Annotated in this window: 10 protein-coding genes and 4 pseudogenes; 5 read left to right on the top strand and 9 right to left on the bottom strand. The window is 60.5% G+C overall.

Translation table 11 applies throughout. The annotated features are described in order from the left end of the window. Positions 1-2: 2 nt before the first annotated feature. Complete coding sequence (locus DAEP_RS23830) at positions 3-1412, top strand: exonuclease domain-containing protein (RefSeq protein WP_027246201.1); 1410 nt, start codon at positions 3-5, stop codon at positions 1410-1412. A gap of 97 nt (positions 1413-1509) precedes the next feature. Here DAEP_RS23830 and DAEP_RS0121880 read toward each other — a convergent pair. The 3 genes and pseudogenes from DAEP_RS0121880 to DAEP_RS0121865 all read right to left on the bottom strand — a co-directional run bounded on the left by DAEP_RS0121880 (position 1510) and on the right by DAEP_RS0121865 (position 4937). Continuing rightward, a protein-coding gene (locus DAEP_RS0121880) for an IS3 family transposase (RefSeq protein ID WP_154665125.1) occupies positions 1510-2861 on the bottom strand; the annotation gives its coding sequence in 2 pieces (ribosomal slippage) (positions 1510-2525 and positions 2525-2861; 1353 coding nt in all). A gap of 84 nt (positions 2862-2945) precedes the next feature. Then, a pseudogene (locus DAEP_RS23200) lies at positions 2946-3548 on the bottom strand (lytic transglycosylase domain-containing protein); the annotation flags it as partial. Positions 3549-3575: 27 nt separating this feature from the next. After that, positions 3576-4937, bottom strand: a complete 1362-nt coding sequence (locus DAEP_RS0121865) for an ISKra4 family transposase (protein WP_027246198.1) — start codon at positions 4935-4937, stop codon at positions 3576-3578. A 165-nt stretch (positions 4938-5102) separates the two neighbouring features. Between DAEP_RS0121865 and DAEP_RS24125 the strand changes: the two are divergent. From DAEP_RS24125 to DAEP_RS0121850, 3 genes and pseudogenes are all read left to right on the top strand, one after another. Next, positions 5103-5267 (top strand): annotated as a pseudogene (locus DAEP_RS24125) (IS110 family transposase); the annotation flags it as partial. Positions 5268-5657: 390 nt separating this feature from the next. Beyond that, positions 5658-6511, top strand: a pseudogene (locus tag DAEP_RS0121855) (IS5 family transposase). 194 nt (positions 6512-6705) lie between these two features. Then, positions 6706-8100, top strand: coding sequence for a membrane protein (locus tag DAEP_RS0121850; protein ID WP_007803209.1), 1395 nt, complete (start codon positions 6706-6708; stop codon positions 8098-8100). A 346-nt stretch (positions 8101-8446) separates the two neighbouring features. On the opposite strand, the pseudogene DAEP_RS23190 reads toward DAEP_RS0121850, so the two are convergent. From DAEP_RS23190 to DAEP_RS0121830, 4 genes and pseudogenes are all read right to left on the bottom strand, one after another. After that, positions 8447-8971: pseudogene (locus DAEP_RS23190) on the bottom strand (IS110 family RNA-guided transposase); the annotation flags it as partial. Between the two features lie 59 nt (positions 8972-9030). After that, positions 9031-9882 (bottom strand): TniQ family protein, encoded by an 852-nt coding sequence (locus DAEP_RS0121840; RefSeq protein WP_081731462.1) that lies wholly within the window; start codon positions 9880-9882, stop codon positions 9031-9033. Next, positions 9819-10697, bottom strand: a complete 879-nt coding sequence (locus DAEP_RS0121835; protein WP_007803215.1) for a TniB family NTP-binding protein — start codon at positions 10695-10697, stop codon at positions 9819-9821. Before DAEP_RS0121835 ends, DAEP_RS0121840 begins: the two co-directional genes overlap by 64 nt. A 90-nt stretch (positions 10698-10787) precedes the next feature. Next, positions 10788-11720 carry an IS5-like element ISRhba5 family transposase gene (locus DAEP_RS0121830; RefSeq protein WP_007803217.1) on the bottom strand — a complete coding sequence of 311 codons (933 nt, stop codon included), beginning with the start codon at positions 11718-11720 and terminating at the stop codon, positions 10788-10790. A gap of 251 nt (positions 11721-11971) precedes the next feature. On the opposite strand from DAEP_RS0121830, the gene DAEP_RS0121825 reads away from it, so the two are divergent. After that, complete coding sequence (locus DAEP_RS0121825; RefSeq protein WP_007803218.1) at positions 11972-12814, top strand: hypothetical protein; 843 nt, start codon at positions 11972-11974, stop codon at positions 12812-12814. Positions 12815-12872: 58 nt separating this feature from the next. Here DAEP_RS0121825 and DAEP_RS0121820 read toward each other — a convergent pair whose 3' ends face one another. Together DAEP_RS0121820 and DAEP_RS0121815 are read right to left on the bottom strand one after the other, a co-directional pair. Next, positions 12873-13442: a PIN domain-containing protein gene (locus DAEP_RS0121820; protein ID WP_007803220.1), complete on the bottom strand. Its 570-nt coding sequence runs from the start codon at positions 13440-13442 to the stop codon at positions 12873-12875. Beyond that, positions 13439-13903 (bottom strand): excisionase family DNA-binding protein, encoded by a 465-nt coding sequence (locus DAEP_RS0121815; RefSeq protein WP_007803221.1) that lies wholly within the window; start codon positions 13901-13903, stop codon positions 13439-13441. The genes DAEP_RS0121820 and DAEP_RS0121815 overlap by 4 nt, the downstream gene beginning before the upstream one ends. Between the last annotated feature and the right edge of the window lie 133 nt (positions 13904-14036).

Here is a 14036-nt window from a genome sequence, read left to right as displayed (position 1 = left end):
ACATGTCGTTCATATTTTTTGACACTGAAACTACTGGTTTGCACGCTGGTTTCGATCAGATCGTTCAATTTGCAGCCGTCAGAACAGACAATGACCTCAACGAAACCGATCGGTTCGAATTGAGATCAAGAATCGATCCGAATGTTGTTCCGGACGTTCAGGCGATGCTTGCCAACGGTTTGTCAATTGAAGCACTGACAGACCAGCATCTTTCCACCCATTATCAAATGATGCGGGATTTGAATGAGCGGCTGCTGTCTTGGTCTCCAGCCATTTTTTTAGGATACAATTCCATAAGATTTGACGAAGAGTTTCTTCGCCATGCGTTGTATCGAACATTGCACCCTCCCTACCTTACGAGCCTTCATGGGAACGCTCGGAATGACGTTATGTCACTCGCTTTGTCCTGCTCGGCGTCTGGTGACAACGCCCTACGCGTGCCGCTCAAGGACTCAGGTGATCCAAGCTTCCGCTTGCATGATATTGCAGCGGCCAACGGAATTGCAGTGCTCAAGGCACACGATGCAATGTTCGACACACAAACAACGCTTGAGCTCTGCCGTCTTGTGAAGAAGCTGAGCCCGGATCTTTGGCGAAGGTTTGTGCGTTTCTCCAACAAAGCTTCGGTTGCCGATTTTGTTACGTCGGACGAACCCTTCGTACTTACGGAGTTTTATGGAAACAGAGCATATCACACTCCTGTAGTTTTCGTTGCAAATGAACCCGACCAACCAAATGGCATGCTTTGCTTGAGCTTGGTCGAGCCAATCGAAGAGCTCGCATCAATGTCAGATGAGCAGTTGGCAAGCTGGTTATTGAGCCCACCACGCCCAATCCGGAGAGTTCGATCAAACGCAGGTCCGACAATGATGCCACTTTGGGAAGCATCCGAGGAATTTTTCGTGGGCACCTCATGCGAAGAATTAGAGGATCGGGCCGCGCGAATTGTGGAAGACGAGGGGCTCAAAACTCGAATCGAGCGAGTCTTCTCAGAAAACCGTGCGCAGTATCCTGAGCCAGGTCATGTTGAAGAGATGTTGTACACCAAGTTTTCAAGTCGGAACGACGCTACGCTGTGTGATCGGTTCCACAGCGCTCCTTGGAGCGAACGGCACGCAATCGCACAGTCCTTCGAAGATGACCGACTCAAAGAACTAGCGCTGCGCATTTGCCACTTTGAATGCCGTTCTGCACTCGCACCCGAGTTGGTGCAGGCGATGGATGTCGATCTCGCGCATCGACTTATGTCTACCGACGCTCGGCCTCCGTCGGTTGAGCGGGCCCTAAAGAAAGTCGAAGAGGGGCGCCCGAGTTCCGAGTGTGAAGTGAGCGATATCGGGCTGCTGGAAGGCTATGGGGCCTTTCTTTCTGAGCGTCGGATAAAAATTATGAGGTTTCTTGAGGCGCAATAGGAGGCTGTACCGGTTCGTTGGGATGTCCGTCGTCAGAGTTTTTGGGCCAGTTGGCGGCCTGATCTAAGAGAGGGTCTGGCACATCTGGTTGGTCTGATTATGCGGCGGATCTTCGGTGAAGCAAGCGCCGGGTTTCGATAGTCTTTCGTTTGATCCTTTCTCGCTGTTGCAGGATGGTCTGACCGCGCCCGAAGTAGACGTCGGCCGGGGTGAGGTTCTGCAGGCTCTCGTGATAGCGCCGATGGTTGTAATGCTCGACGAAGGCGTCGACCTTCTGCCTGAGATCGCCGGGCAGATAGTAGTTTTCCAGCAGGATGCGGTTCTTCAGGGTCTGATGCCAGCGCTCGATCTTGCCCTGGGTTTGCGGGTGGTACGGGGCGCCGCGGATGTGATCCATCTGCCGATCTTCCAGCCATTCGGCCAGTTCGCCCGAGATGTAACTCGCCCCATTGTCACTGAGCAGTCGCGGTTTGTGCAGCACCGTCGCCTGGTCACAGCCTGAGGCTTGTAGGGCCAGGTCCAGGGTGTCGGTCACATCGCCCGCTTTCATCGTCGTGCAGAGCTTCCAGGCGATGATGTAACGGCTGAAGTCGTCGAGGATCGTCGAGAGATAGAACCAGCCCCAGCCGATAACCTTGAGATAGGTGAAGTCGGTCTGCCACAGCTGGTTCGGCCGGGTCGTCTTGTCCCGGAACTCATCGGCCGCCGACAGAACCACATAGGCCGGGCTGGTGATCAGATCGCAGGATTTGAGGATGCGATACACAGAAGCCTCTGACACAAAATACTTTTCCGTGTCGGTGAAGCGTATGGCCAACTCGCGTGGGGACAGGTCACTTTCCTGCAAGGCTAAATCCTTGATCTTCTCGCGAACCGGCCCAGGAATGCGGTTCCAGACCCGCGACGGCCTGGGGCGGCGGTCTTCCAGCGCCTCGGGACCACCGGCCAGATACCGGTCATACCAGCGATAGAAAGTGGTCCTGGGGATGCCCAGCTTGTCCAGCGTGCGTTTGGTCGGCAAATGGGACTGTTCGACCAGCCGGATAATCTCCAGCTTCTCGGATGCGGGATACCTCATTCGTCGTCGCCCCCATCCCCGAGCATGCTTTTTTTGAGCAGCCGTAGCTCCAGCGCCTGTTCTGCCACGACCTCCTTCAGATCACGGGCCTCACGGCGCAGAACCTTGACCTCGCTCGACGTCGCCGCACGCGCTGTGTCCCCAGCCAGCCGCTTCTTCCCAGCTTCGAGGAACTCCTTCGACCAGCTGTAATAGAGGCTCTGGGCAATACCCTCACGTCGACACAGCTCGGCAATGCTGTCCTCGCCCTTCAGGCCGTCCAGAACGATCCTGATCTTCTCTTCCGCAGAATATTGCTTGCGCGTGACCCGGCGGATGTCTTTGATGATCTTCTCGCCGTGGCTCTGCTTGCTTCCGGGTTTCTGTCTCATCTTCACTCCTTGGTGGTTACGATGAGCCAGAAACCCTCTCTTATCAAATCACCCTAAACTGTCCCATTGGTGCTGACGTCAGACAACGCCCGCCTCGGAGATGCTGGCATATTCGGCGAGGGCAAAGTCCGAGGGCGAGAGCGTGCCAAGCGCGTCGGCGCCCCCCACCACGGCCAGATATTCGTTGTAGAACTTTGAGATGTTGCGCACGTAGCCTTGGGTCTCGGCGAAGGGCGGCACGCCGCCAAATTCGATGACCCGGCCAGGGCCCGCGTTATAAGCCGCGAGCGCATGGGGGATATTGCCGAAACGGTTGAGCTGGGTCGTGATATAGCGCGCGCCGCCGCGGAGGTTGTCCTTCACATCATACCGGTCGACGCCGAGATCGGAAGCGGTGCCGGGCATGAGTTGGGTGAGGCCATAGGCCCCGACCGGGCTTTCGGCAGCGACGTTGAAGCGGCTCTCCTGCTTGATCAGGGCCTGGAAGAGGCAGCGCCACTGGGTGGCCGAGAGCCCGGCCCGGGCGACGCCGGGGGCGCCTGCGAACTCGCCGGCGACCTCGACGATCATCATCTCGACCGTCTCGCGGCCCTCGCCGAAGAGGCGGCTGTTCATCGGGCTTGGGTCGGTATTGGGATAGACAGCCGCCACCCCGAAATCCGCATTGCCCTCAAGCGCGCGGATATCGAAGCGGGAGTGGACAGAACATGGGGGTCATGCGGCGCGTTTTCTGTTTGCGACGGTCAGCCGACCATCGAGAACTGCGGCCCTTGTGACGGCTACTCGGTGAGCCCCTTTGGGCGACCACCGCATCCTTCTGCGCTTTCCCATGCGGGCATTGGCAATGTCATCGACTGATCCTTCGGCACGAGATGACGAGATGGGCAGCCCGTTACGGTACCGTCGGCCATAGTCGACAAGGGATTCCATGTTGTTCGCGAGATAGGTGTACAGTGTCCCGCATCGGGCCTGCACACGAGCGGCAGCGGTGCGGACAGCCAAAGGTTCTTCCGCAAGGCGGGTGCAATCGTGCATGAGCCCTTTCAGATAAGTTTCCGCGACCCGTGCTCTGCCATGCCACAGCCACCAGCGAAGGCTTTTCGCGGGGCGCTGGAACAGCACCGGAATTCCAGTGAATCCCGGTATCTGGACCAGACCCTGAACGGCGGCCTCGACATGTCGAATACGCATCGAGATGTGCCACCAGTCGAGGATATGCTTCACCTGGCCGTCGCCACCCATGGCATTCCGTATGAGGTTCGGGAGAGCAAGCTCGCCATCAGAGATTACCGTCAACAGACGGCCCGGCTTCCATCCAAAGTCTGACAGCTCTTCTCGCATCCGGCTGCCTGGCGATGCCGTCGCATTGGCGACCAAGCCAAATCGTCGGCACATATTGCGACTTTCAATCTTACCGACCACAAGATCCAGGTGTCGCTGCTGATACTCCGGTCGACAGCGGATATGCGCACCGTCCAGAAAAACCGTCAAACCCCCTTTGGGAAGTGCTTCAGCGGGATCGCCTGATGCCCTTCGACTTTTCTCGAGCCCCGCGGCTACTCTTCCCAACCGGTCACGCACCGTGGTGTGATGGGGCGGATGGCAGGGGAGGAAGCTTTTCATCAGCCGCGCGGCTTCGCGAAAGGAATGCCGGGACCCGAGTTCCGCATGGAGCCGCTGCAGCTCCGGGGTAGCCCGGTCAGGAAAGAAATAGGCCAGCGGAGAAATAGGTCCGCCGGGCATCGCCGCTGACCTGGCATCACACGAACAGCGGCGCAAGCGCGCGGCTTTGACCCGAACCCGCCCAAAGAGCGTGTCGAGATCGCGCGTGCGATAGTCATGAATGGCACGAACCGAGGCGCAATCCGGGCATACGCGGCTTTCTCGAATGATCTCATCGACCTGATCGTAAAGGATTACCCTCTGGATCTGTTCGAGGATCCTTTTCCCATCCTCGAGGCGCAGCCCGATCCCGTCTGGGCAGGTCACCCGGTATGGTCGAGAAATGCCGTCAAGCTGATGAGTGCGCTTCTCCCCGTTGTCGAAGGTAGTTTCGATTGTAATCCGTACGTCCATGGCAGCCCCCCATACAAAGAGCTTACCTTAGCACAGGCCAGATCACCGACGACGACCCCCATGTTCTGTCCACTCCCGATTTAAAGGCAAAATATCATATTTAAGGGCAAAGCAAGGCCGTTGATTTCGTTGGATTTCTCATCTCACAATTAAGGGCTACGCGACAGGCATGTTCATGCCGCTGCCCGGCCGGGCACATGGCTTGGCGAGATGCTGACGCGCAAGCCGCCGATGCTGGTGCGGGTCGCGCTGGCGAACAAAATGGCGCGGATCGTCTGGGCGCTGATGGCCCGAGGCGGCGCCTACCAGTCTCCGACCGCTGCGGCGTAAGCCGTCACTGGTCGCGAGGACGTCGGAGCGGAAGAGGGCAAGGAGACGTTTGGCGCACGGTCGTGAGACGGGATCGGGAGAACCAGAGCGCAACAGAGTGCCATCGAGCACGCGGCTTTGATCTGGACCCGACCTGCGAACACCATACGGGCCCGCGGCGTGATGATGGCCGCAACAGAGGCCGGATACATGTCAGCACCCGACACCGCGCGAAACTGATCCAGAAACCCTCTTGCGCAAGGGGCGGTTATACATGTTGCGCAAATGCTGTGAAGGTTTCACCTTGCGAATCCAGTCTGTTAGTCAGGCTGCATGAGCAGACCCATACCCCCGACCTACAAGACCAGGAACTGGCCAGCCTACAATGAAGCAGTCAAGCGCCGGGGCTCGCTGACGATCTGGTTTGACCCCGAGATGAGCTGGGATGCCGCGCCGACAGGCAGGCGTGGCCGCCAGCAGACCTACAGCGATGCCGCTATCCAGACGTGCCTCTCGATGAAAGTGCTGTTCGGCATGGCGCTCCGGCAGACGACCGGGTTCGTCGAGAGCCTGCTACGGCTGGTCGGCCTGAACTGGACGGTGCCCGACTTCAGCACGCTATCTCGCCGCCAGAAGACCTTGGCCGTGAACATCCCCTACCGCGGCTCCAAGGGGCCGTTGCACCTGCTGATCGACAGCACCGGGATCAAGGTCGAAGGTGAAGGCGAGTGGCACGCACGCAAGCATGGCGGCCCGAAACGGCGCGTCTGGCGCAAGCTCCACCTTGGGATCGATGAAGAAACGTTGGAGATCCGGGCCGTCGAAGTCACCGGGAGCCACATCGGTGATGCGCCCATCCTACCCACCTTCTCGACCAAATCCCGCAGGACCAGGAAATCGGTAGCGTTACGGCTGATGGCGCCTACGACACGCGCAAATGCCACGATGCGATTGCAGATCGCGGTGCCCATGCCGTCATCCCGCCCCGCAAGAACGCGAAGCCCTGGAAGACGATCACCGCCGGAGCCGTGGCGCGAAATGAGGCCCTGCGCGCGGCGAAATACCTGGGCCGCGCGCTCTGGCGACGATGGAGTGGATACCACCGCCGAAGCCGCGTCGAGACAAAGATGCATTGTATCAAGTTGCTGGGCCAGCGGCTCATGGCACGGGACTTCGATCGACAGGTCGCCGAACTCCAGGTCCGCATCGCCGTCCTGAACGGCTACACCGCGCTCGGAATACCCGTCACGGAAGCTGTGGGATAAGTCCGTCCGGGGAAAGGGGAACCTCGGCCTTAAGCCGATTTGTGCATCAGAGCCCTTGACACTAATAATTAGCTATCTATGTTTTTCCCGGCGATGGTTCCCCGGAAGAGGAGCCGGATTTCATCGCTGCATCAAACTGGAGGAAATTCATGTCACGGACAGCCAATTTGGTCGGCCCGCGTTCGCGGACCGGAATGGTGGTGCTTTGCCTCGCTCTGACCGCGGGCTTCGCCCCGCTCGCGTCGGCGCAGGAGCAGCCCGCCTTCAACGAACATGCGGGAACCCTGCCGGACGGGACGGCATGGCTGATCCGCGTGCCCGAGAACTGGAATGGTCGACTACTCAGGGATCTGGATTTCGCCAGCAACGTTTCGGTCGCGTCAGCGGTCCAGCGGTATGACGACCTGCTCGGTCGTGGCTATGCCTTCGCCGGGCTCGCCCGGCACCCGCTGCGCCTGTGGCAATACGATCCGCAGCGTGAAATCCTGAATCTACAAGCTGTTCAGGACATTTTCACGGACCTGGAGCGCGCTCCTGACATGGTGCTGCAATACGGCTGTTCTGGCGGAGGGCTCGACAGCCTCGCTTCGGCCGAGGATTACCCGGACAGGATCGACGGTGCCGCCGTGCTTGCCGCCCATACGCCGGTCTGGATCATGAGCAGTTTCCTGGATGGCTGGTTCGCCATGCAGACCCTGCTGGGCGAAAGCTATGAGGCCGCTGGGCACGGTCCGGCCAGCGATCTCGCCATCGTCGGCCTGCCCAATGCCGGAGCGGGTGGCGAGCGCAGCCTTGACGCGATCCGTGCGTCCTGGATGGCCGCCATCGAAACGGCGGGCGAAAGCCCGGAGGGCCGCGCGCGGCTGGCGCTTGCCTTCGCCATCGGACAGTGGTCGCCGTGGATGGTCGAGGGGACCGAACTACCCGACACCGCGGATGCCGGCGCCATGGCCGACATGATCGTGGCCTCGGCGCTGCGCATCGGCGGTAATGTTGGCGGGTCCTCGCGGCTTCTGTTCGAAAACGCCGCATCGGGGCAGCAACTTTCCGGGAACGAGGGGGTCGACTATGCCGCCTTCTACCAGAATGCCGCACCCGCGATGGCGCGGACGGTTGAGGCGCTCTACGAACAGGCCGGTTTGGACCTTCAGGCCGACATTGCCAGGATCGACGCCGCCCCCCGCATCGCGGCCTCGGATTATGCGCGCGATTTCTGGGCCGCAGACGGGCGCACGACGACCGGCGATCTGCAGGTTCCGGCGATCCGCATCCACATGCTGGGCGACTGGGCCATTCCCTACACGCTGATGGAAGGCTACGGCGCGCTGGTGCAGGAGCAGGGTACCGGCGATCTGTATCGGCAGTCGCTGGTCCAGGGCACGGGCCATTGCGAGTTCACGGCTGCCGAAAGCACGGCCATCGTCGAGACCCTGGTCGAACGGATCGAAACGGGCGCCTGGCCCGAGACATCGCCCGAGGCGCTGAACGCCGCAGCCGAGGCGCTGGAAACCGGGAGCGCCCCCCGGTTCATCGAACACGGTGATTGGCGCGTGGCAGCCTATAACCGGCCCTGGGTTCCGGCAGAATGAGCCGATGGGGAACTGGCGCTGCGCCGGTTCCCCCACAGGTCCGGTGGCGCAAGTCATTGGTGGACCGTCGCCAACGCGCAGTGGGCATCTCTGGCGAGGGCAAGTGTTCCCATGTCTGGACGACCCCTGCTGCGCAAGCTGGGAATTGACGCGCCTATGCCGAAAGCAGTCATGTCTACGGCCTTTGTGGTGCGGTCTAGCCGCTGGCCCAGATGAAGTCCGCGGATCGGGTCCCAATCAAAATTGCGCGCTTTCTGCGCCTTGACCCCCTGGGGTGTCCCGATCCCCGGTTCGACCGGTTTGTCATCTCTTCTCAGCTTCACGCATTCCGTCAGCGGTTCCGCGCTCAGGAGACAGGGGCCGCGTAGATCTCGTTGCGGCGCAGGAGCGCCCAAGCGATCCGGGCAGTCTTGTTGGCGAGCGCGACCGCAACGACTTTCGGTCGCTTGCGTGCTTTAAGCCCAAGCATCCAAGCCTTGCCGGCATCGCCCTGCCTTGCAAAGCGAAGCACCGCAGTCGCGCCGGAAACGAGCAGTCGCCGGATATATCCATCACCCTGCTTGCTGATCCCGGTCTGTCGATCCTTGCCACTGCTTGAGTTCGCCCGTGGCGTCAGGCCTAGCCAGGCCGCGAACTGTCGTGCCGAGCGGAACAGGCTCGGATCCGGAACATTTGCAGCAATTGCGCTGGCGGTGATCGGTCCGATACCGGGAATGGTCGCCAGTCGCCGGCTCGTCTCGTGCGTCCGGTGCCACTCGAGGATCCGTTTCTCCAGGGCCTCAGCCTGATCGGCAATCGCCTCCGCTTGGCAGATCAACGCATGGATGGCAGCCGCAGCATGGTCAGGCAACCGTTCCTGGTTCTCTCGGAAGTGGGTGTCGCCTTGCCCTTAAATCCGAGACACGGCGCGTTTTCCGGCCTTTCTTGCCCTTAAATTTGAGATGAGGTGGCTGAACCGCCGACGCGTAGTCGCATCCGCTGAGCAATCTGGTCGACGGTTGCAAGCAGTCGGGGCTCCTTATCGTAGGCGCGAAGCAGGGCAACTCGTGCGTAGACGTCGATGTCCATGCTGCACAACGCAGCCTTTACCAGTGGACGTGATTGGGCGGAGGCAATGGCGGCAAGGCAGAAGAGCCTTATGTTCGGGCGGGGGCTTTGAAGCGCGAAGAAAGGGTCTCCACATAAAGCTTTGAGTCCCATCGCGAAGGTGACCGCCCGCATGGCTCGGCGTAGTTGACGCGCGCTGCCCGACACCGCGACACGCTCCAGGATCCGTGCCCCCCGGCGGGCACGATCAACCAGCTTTTCGGAGACCGCTGCGCCATTTTGCCTGTCGGCCTTTGGAAGAAGCCGGGCACCACAAATCTGGCAGTCGAACGCCCAGGCCCTACGCCAGTGCCTGAGCTCAAGGCCGCCATCAGCGCAGCTTGTGCAAGCCTGGAACGGCACCTGTGCGGTCAACCGCATCTCTGCTTCCGGCATCGCCGCGAAAGTCATCGACGACACGAACGCTGGATCGAAGCGCGCCGCAACGGAAATCCTATCCGCGGCCAGCATGTCGAGATCAAAATCAAGGGCTGCAGCATATTTTGCGTCGATCCCGATATGGGCGAGCAGGTCTGCTACCTCGCAATGATTGGAAGCGGCCAGTCGCGATAACCAACCAGAAAGCAACTCGTCCGGCACTGGCGTCACCGATATCGGCAGCGGGATACACGTCACGCCCCAGATTTCTCGAGCCGTCGCTGAGCGTTTGCATGGCGCGACCAGACCGGTGTCCATTTTGCGATGGCATCATCAGTGACGCACTCGTCACCGCTGATGATCGCGTCGATGGACAGATCCTTGACCAAGGCAAAGATGCGGGACGTCACCCCGCCAGTTAATGCGAGGATCTGCTTGAGCGACCGCACTTGCAGATTGGATTTCTTCTCCAGCGGCATGGCCGCGATCAATGTCTGGATCATATCCGAAAACTCGGCATCATCGCGCCAATTCGGCAGGTGGTGTTCATCAAGCCGACGGGCCAGTTGGACATCGCCGCGAATGGCATCGACGGCTTCGCTGACACCGTAGCAGACCAAAGATGCCTCCAGCTCGTTGCTGAGATACCTCAAGACATTGAGGAACCGGCGCTGTTCCCTATGCGTGCCCGCAAGAAGGTTGTGGACTTCGTCGATCATGATCATCCGCAGCCCGAGGTCGCGCAAAAGGCCCACGACCCGAACTTCCAGCGAGGCAACACTCTGCGCCTTCAGGCTCAGCGTCGACGACGGGGCTCCGACGGCTGCGAGGATGTGCATATAGAACCGCCGCTCATCAGGAGCGGGTGGCGCCTGCAACAGAAGTAACGGGGTGTGGGTGACGCCCGACTCCGGATCATACTCCGGCGCATAGCGTCGCGACAGGTTGCGGGCGATCATTGTTTTGCCGATGCCGGACGCCCCATGCACCAGAAGGCCAGGCATGCGGGTCTGCCGCGACATCTCAATCAGACCATGCAGCCGGTCCAGCACTTGCTCCGCTCGGGGAAAGCCGATCCAGATGTCCGATTGAATGAGGGCGATGCGGCCGTCGTCTTCAGTTTCTGCCCTCAATTCACCAGCGCTCCACCTTGAACATGGGGCGCGATGGGCGTTGTTGCAGAAAGTCGGCCTGAGTTGTGAGTGCCCCTTTCCCATTCAGTTTCATGCCACGCGGACGACGTGGGCGGTGCCGAGCGCGTTGAAGCGATTGACAAGGGCGACCCGGATGTGGATTTCGGCGGTTTGGCGATCTGGATCCCGCGCGGCGATGCGCTCACCGAAGGCCTTCAGGCATCGCATCTTGGCCTCCACTCGGCTACGGGCGTGGTATCCGGTCCACCGCTTCCAGAATGCCCGACCGTAGTGACGCGTGGCGCGCAGGGTTTCGTTGCGCGCCTTGGCAGCCGGGCAGTCCTCTTTCCAAGCTCGACCGTTCCTTCGGGTCGGTATGATTGCCGTGCCACCGCGTGCGATGACGGCGCCGTGGCAGCGGCGGGTATCGTAGGCACCATCCGCGGTCACGGTGCCGATGTCCTCGTCCTCGGGGATCTGGCCCAACAGGTCCGGCAGGACTGGGCTGTCGCCTTCCCGGCTAGGGGTGAACTCGACGGCCCGGATATCCGAGGTGGCGATATCCATCGCCAGATGCACCTTGCGCCATTGGCGGCGGCCCTGAACGCCATGCTTGCGGGCCTGCCATTCGCCGTCGCCAAGAAACTTGATGCCGGTGCTGTCCACCAGAAGATTCAGCGGCCCTTCGGCACGGCGATAGGGGATCTGCACCTTGAGGGTCTTCTGTCTGCGGCACAGCGTCGAGTAGTCCGGAACGGGCCAGTCTAGCCCTGCCAGGCGCAGGAGGCTCGCGACCATTCCGGCTGTCTGCCTGAGCGGTAGCTTGAACAGAACCTTGAGCGACAGGCAAAACTGGATCGCGGCATTCGAAAAGACCGGCGGGCGCCCTGGGCGTCCCTCATGCGGCGCGTGCCAGGTCATCTCCTTGTCCAGCCAGATCAGCAGCGATCCGCGCTTCCTGAGCGCATCGTTGTAGCTGGACCAGTTCGTCGTGCGGTAGCGGGCGGGCTTGGGCTTGCTCATGCAGATCGTCTAACCGCATGGATTCCCGATGTGAATCCTTCACCGACTGAGTTCTGCAACAACGCCCAGTGCATCACCCAAAAAAAGGGAAACGACGCCAGACCGAGAAGCCTGACGCCGCGCTAGAAAAAAACCCCTGAACACGGTTCTTCTAGCGCAGTGTCCGAACCCCTGCAACCAGCAAAGTGTTTTTGCTGGCAAGAATGTTGTTTGCTCTCGACATGGCATCGTCTCTCTCAGGAGATACGACCATGGAACCAACGACTGGCCTGATCCTAAGGCGGATCACGCAGACAGACCTCTCTGTTTCGGCGCACAAACTGGCCACGCTCATCCTCGACGGAATTGCGTGGAAGGACGGGTATAACGGCCTGCCCCGCGGCACGGCTGCCTTCACCCTGTCCTCTCTGGCAGCGAAGATGGGCGTCTCGCGCCAGTACCTGAGCGTTCTGCTGAGTGAGCTTGAAACTTCTGAACTGAAGCTTGAGCGCGAGAAGTCGAACGGCAAGTTCGCCCCCTGGCTCTTCCGCTTCGCGGCCTTTGACGACGGCGAACAGACCCACGATCTCGTGTCAGACGGAGACGACACATCACTATCTAGAGAAGAATCTAACAAAACTATATTCACAGGACAGATCAACATTGACGGTTGCTCGAACGTGTTCCGAACATGCTGGGCCGAGCTGATCAAGGCCGCGAAGAGCGCCCTACCCTGCTGGAACGTCGATACGCAAGTGATCTGGGAACGCTTCCTTGCCTTCAACCGGGCCCGTGGGAACAGCAAGGTTCCGGCCGGTTTCCTGCTCGGCTTCATGCGCCGGTGGCGCACCTCGCTTGGAGAAGCGACGCGCCCACCGGCTCTCCCCGCACCACAGCCGGTTCAAGAGCCACGAGAGCGCGAGCTGCACGAACAGATCAAGGCTGCGCCAAGCTCGAACCGCCAGTTTCACGCGTCAGACCTGTGTCGCGTCATAGGGCAAGCGGCGTACGATGCGCGCATTGTCGCCGTGATCCGGCAGTTCGGTTGCCCGAGGTTCACTGCTACGCTTGCAGTCCACGGGCGTGCAGTCCTGGCGGGCGAAATCTCGCGGTGATGATGGATCGGGTGCCACAACTCTGGCCAGAACGTATTCAGTCAGGGCAGTTCTGGGATCAAAGCAGGTCGGCGAATTGCTCCAGGTCGGCAACCGTGGCGACCAACCCCTGCTGTGTCAGGATCGCGAGATACTCGTCGACGCTTTTGAGCGGATTCTTGAGGCGCGCGCGAACTTTCCGCAGCGCGGAACAGACCAGACCGGGCGCGAGAGACAGTTGGTTCCGGAAAAAGTCGTCAGGGTGTTGGGTCTCGATGCCAAAGGGCGCAAGTGCCGCTGGTGGGAAGTCCTTCAGGTTCTGCGTGACGATCGCGTCACAGCGCCCAACGATTGCCGCCGCCAGAACGTGCCGATCGTCAGGGTCCGGCAGTGTTAGGGCCGGCACCAATGCCTCGTAGCCGGTGACCAGACAGTCGCGTGTGGCCCTGTCCATCAAGTCGCGAGTTCGTTCCAGCGCGGCGCGCTCCCGATGAGGTTCATTGCGCAGAAGCGCATCAATCCACTCCCGATGGATATCGGCCGTCCACTTGGCCTTGAAAAGGTCTGTGACCGCCAACTGCATCAGTGCATCGCGCATCGGCGCGGGATAAAGGACGTTCGCATCGAACAGGACCGTGTACTGGCTCATTTCGAGCGGTAGCCCATGTCCTGCTCTTGAGCGTCGGCGGCCAGTTGATCGAGCGCAGCTTCACGCTCGGTATCGATCGCGGCCTTGTAGGACATCACGTCTTCCATGCGGACGCGGCGATGCTTGCCGACCTTCCGATGCGGTATGGCACCATCCTCGAGCAGCTTGATCAGGAACGGACGCGAGACGTTCAGAACCTCAGCGGCCTGTACGGTCGAGAGTTCGGCGTTCTCGGGGATGATGGTGACCCCCCGCCCCGCTGCCATCGCCTCGAGGATCTCCATGAGCAGCGATACGGCGCCCGCAGGAAGCTCGATCGGCTCCATCTGCTCGGAGTCCGTCACACGAAGTTTCAACGGCGCGCGCGCCTGGGCGAAGCGTGACAATGCCTGGCCAGAGACGCGCGCAATCGCTGCGTCCTGCGGCGTGGGCGGAAGATGTCGGTGTGCCAGCATGTTCATGGTGGTCTCCTCTCCGGTTTCTGTTCTCTACCACCATATATGAAATAAGTGCAACAAATGCATTAAGTGTTGGTGAGTTTCTGCGCGCCCTGCCGCGTGCTCGCGGTTATCGCTGCTGTCGAGTGAGCGGGTG

The organism is Leisingera daeponensis DSM 23529, assembly GCF_000473145.1.
GTDB lineage: Bacteria > Pseudomonadota > Alphaproteobacteria > Rhodobacterales > Rhodobacteraceae > Leisingera > Leisingera daeponensis.
The sequence above is the reverse complement of the archived record's forward strand: the minus strand, read 5'-3'. Positions and strand labels throughout refer to the sequence as shown.

What these genes read in the sequence shown, in the direction of transcription:
- DAEP_RS23830 (WP_027246201.1), top strand. Translation starts at nt 3, where the DNA reads ATGTCGTTCATATTTTTTGACACTGAAACTACTGGTTTGCACGCTGGT.
- DAEP_RS0121865 (WP_027246198.1), bottom strand. Translation starts at nt 4,937, where the DNA reads ATGGACGTACGGATTACAATCGAAACTACCTTCGACAACGGGGAGAAG.
- DAEP_RS0121850 (WP_007803209.1), top strand. Translation starts at nt 6,706, where the DNA reads ATGGTGGTGCTTTGCCTCGCTCTGACCGCGGGCTTCGCCCCGCTCGCG.
- DAEP_RS0121840 (WP_081731462.1), bottom strand. Translation starts at nt 9,882, where the DNA reads ATGGACACCGGTCTGGTCGCGCCATGCAAACGCTCAGCGACGGCTCGA.
- DAEP_RS0121830 (WP_007803217.1), bottom strand. Translation starts at nt 11,720, where the DNA reads ATGAGCAAGCCCAAGCCCGCCCGCTACCGCACGACGAACTGGTCCAGC.
- DAEP_RS0121825 (WP_007803218.1), top strand. Translation starts at nt 11,972, where the DNA reads ATGGAACCAACGACTGGCCTGATCCTAAGGCGGATCACGCAGACAGAC.
- DAEP_RS0121820 (WP_007803220.1), bottom strand. Translation starts at nt 13,442, where the DNA reads ATGAGCCAGTACACGGTCCTGTTCGATGCGAACGTCCTTTATCCCGCG.
- DAEP_RS0121815 (WP_007803221.1), bottom strand. Translation starts at nt 13,903, where the DNA reads ATGAACATGCTGGCACACCGACATCTTCCGCCCACGCCGCAGGACGCA.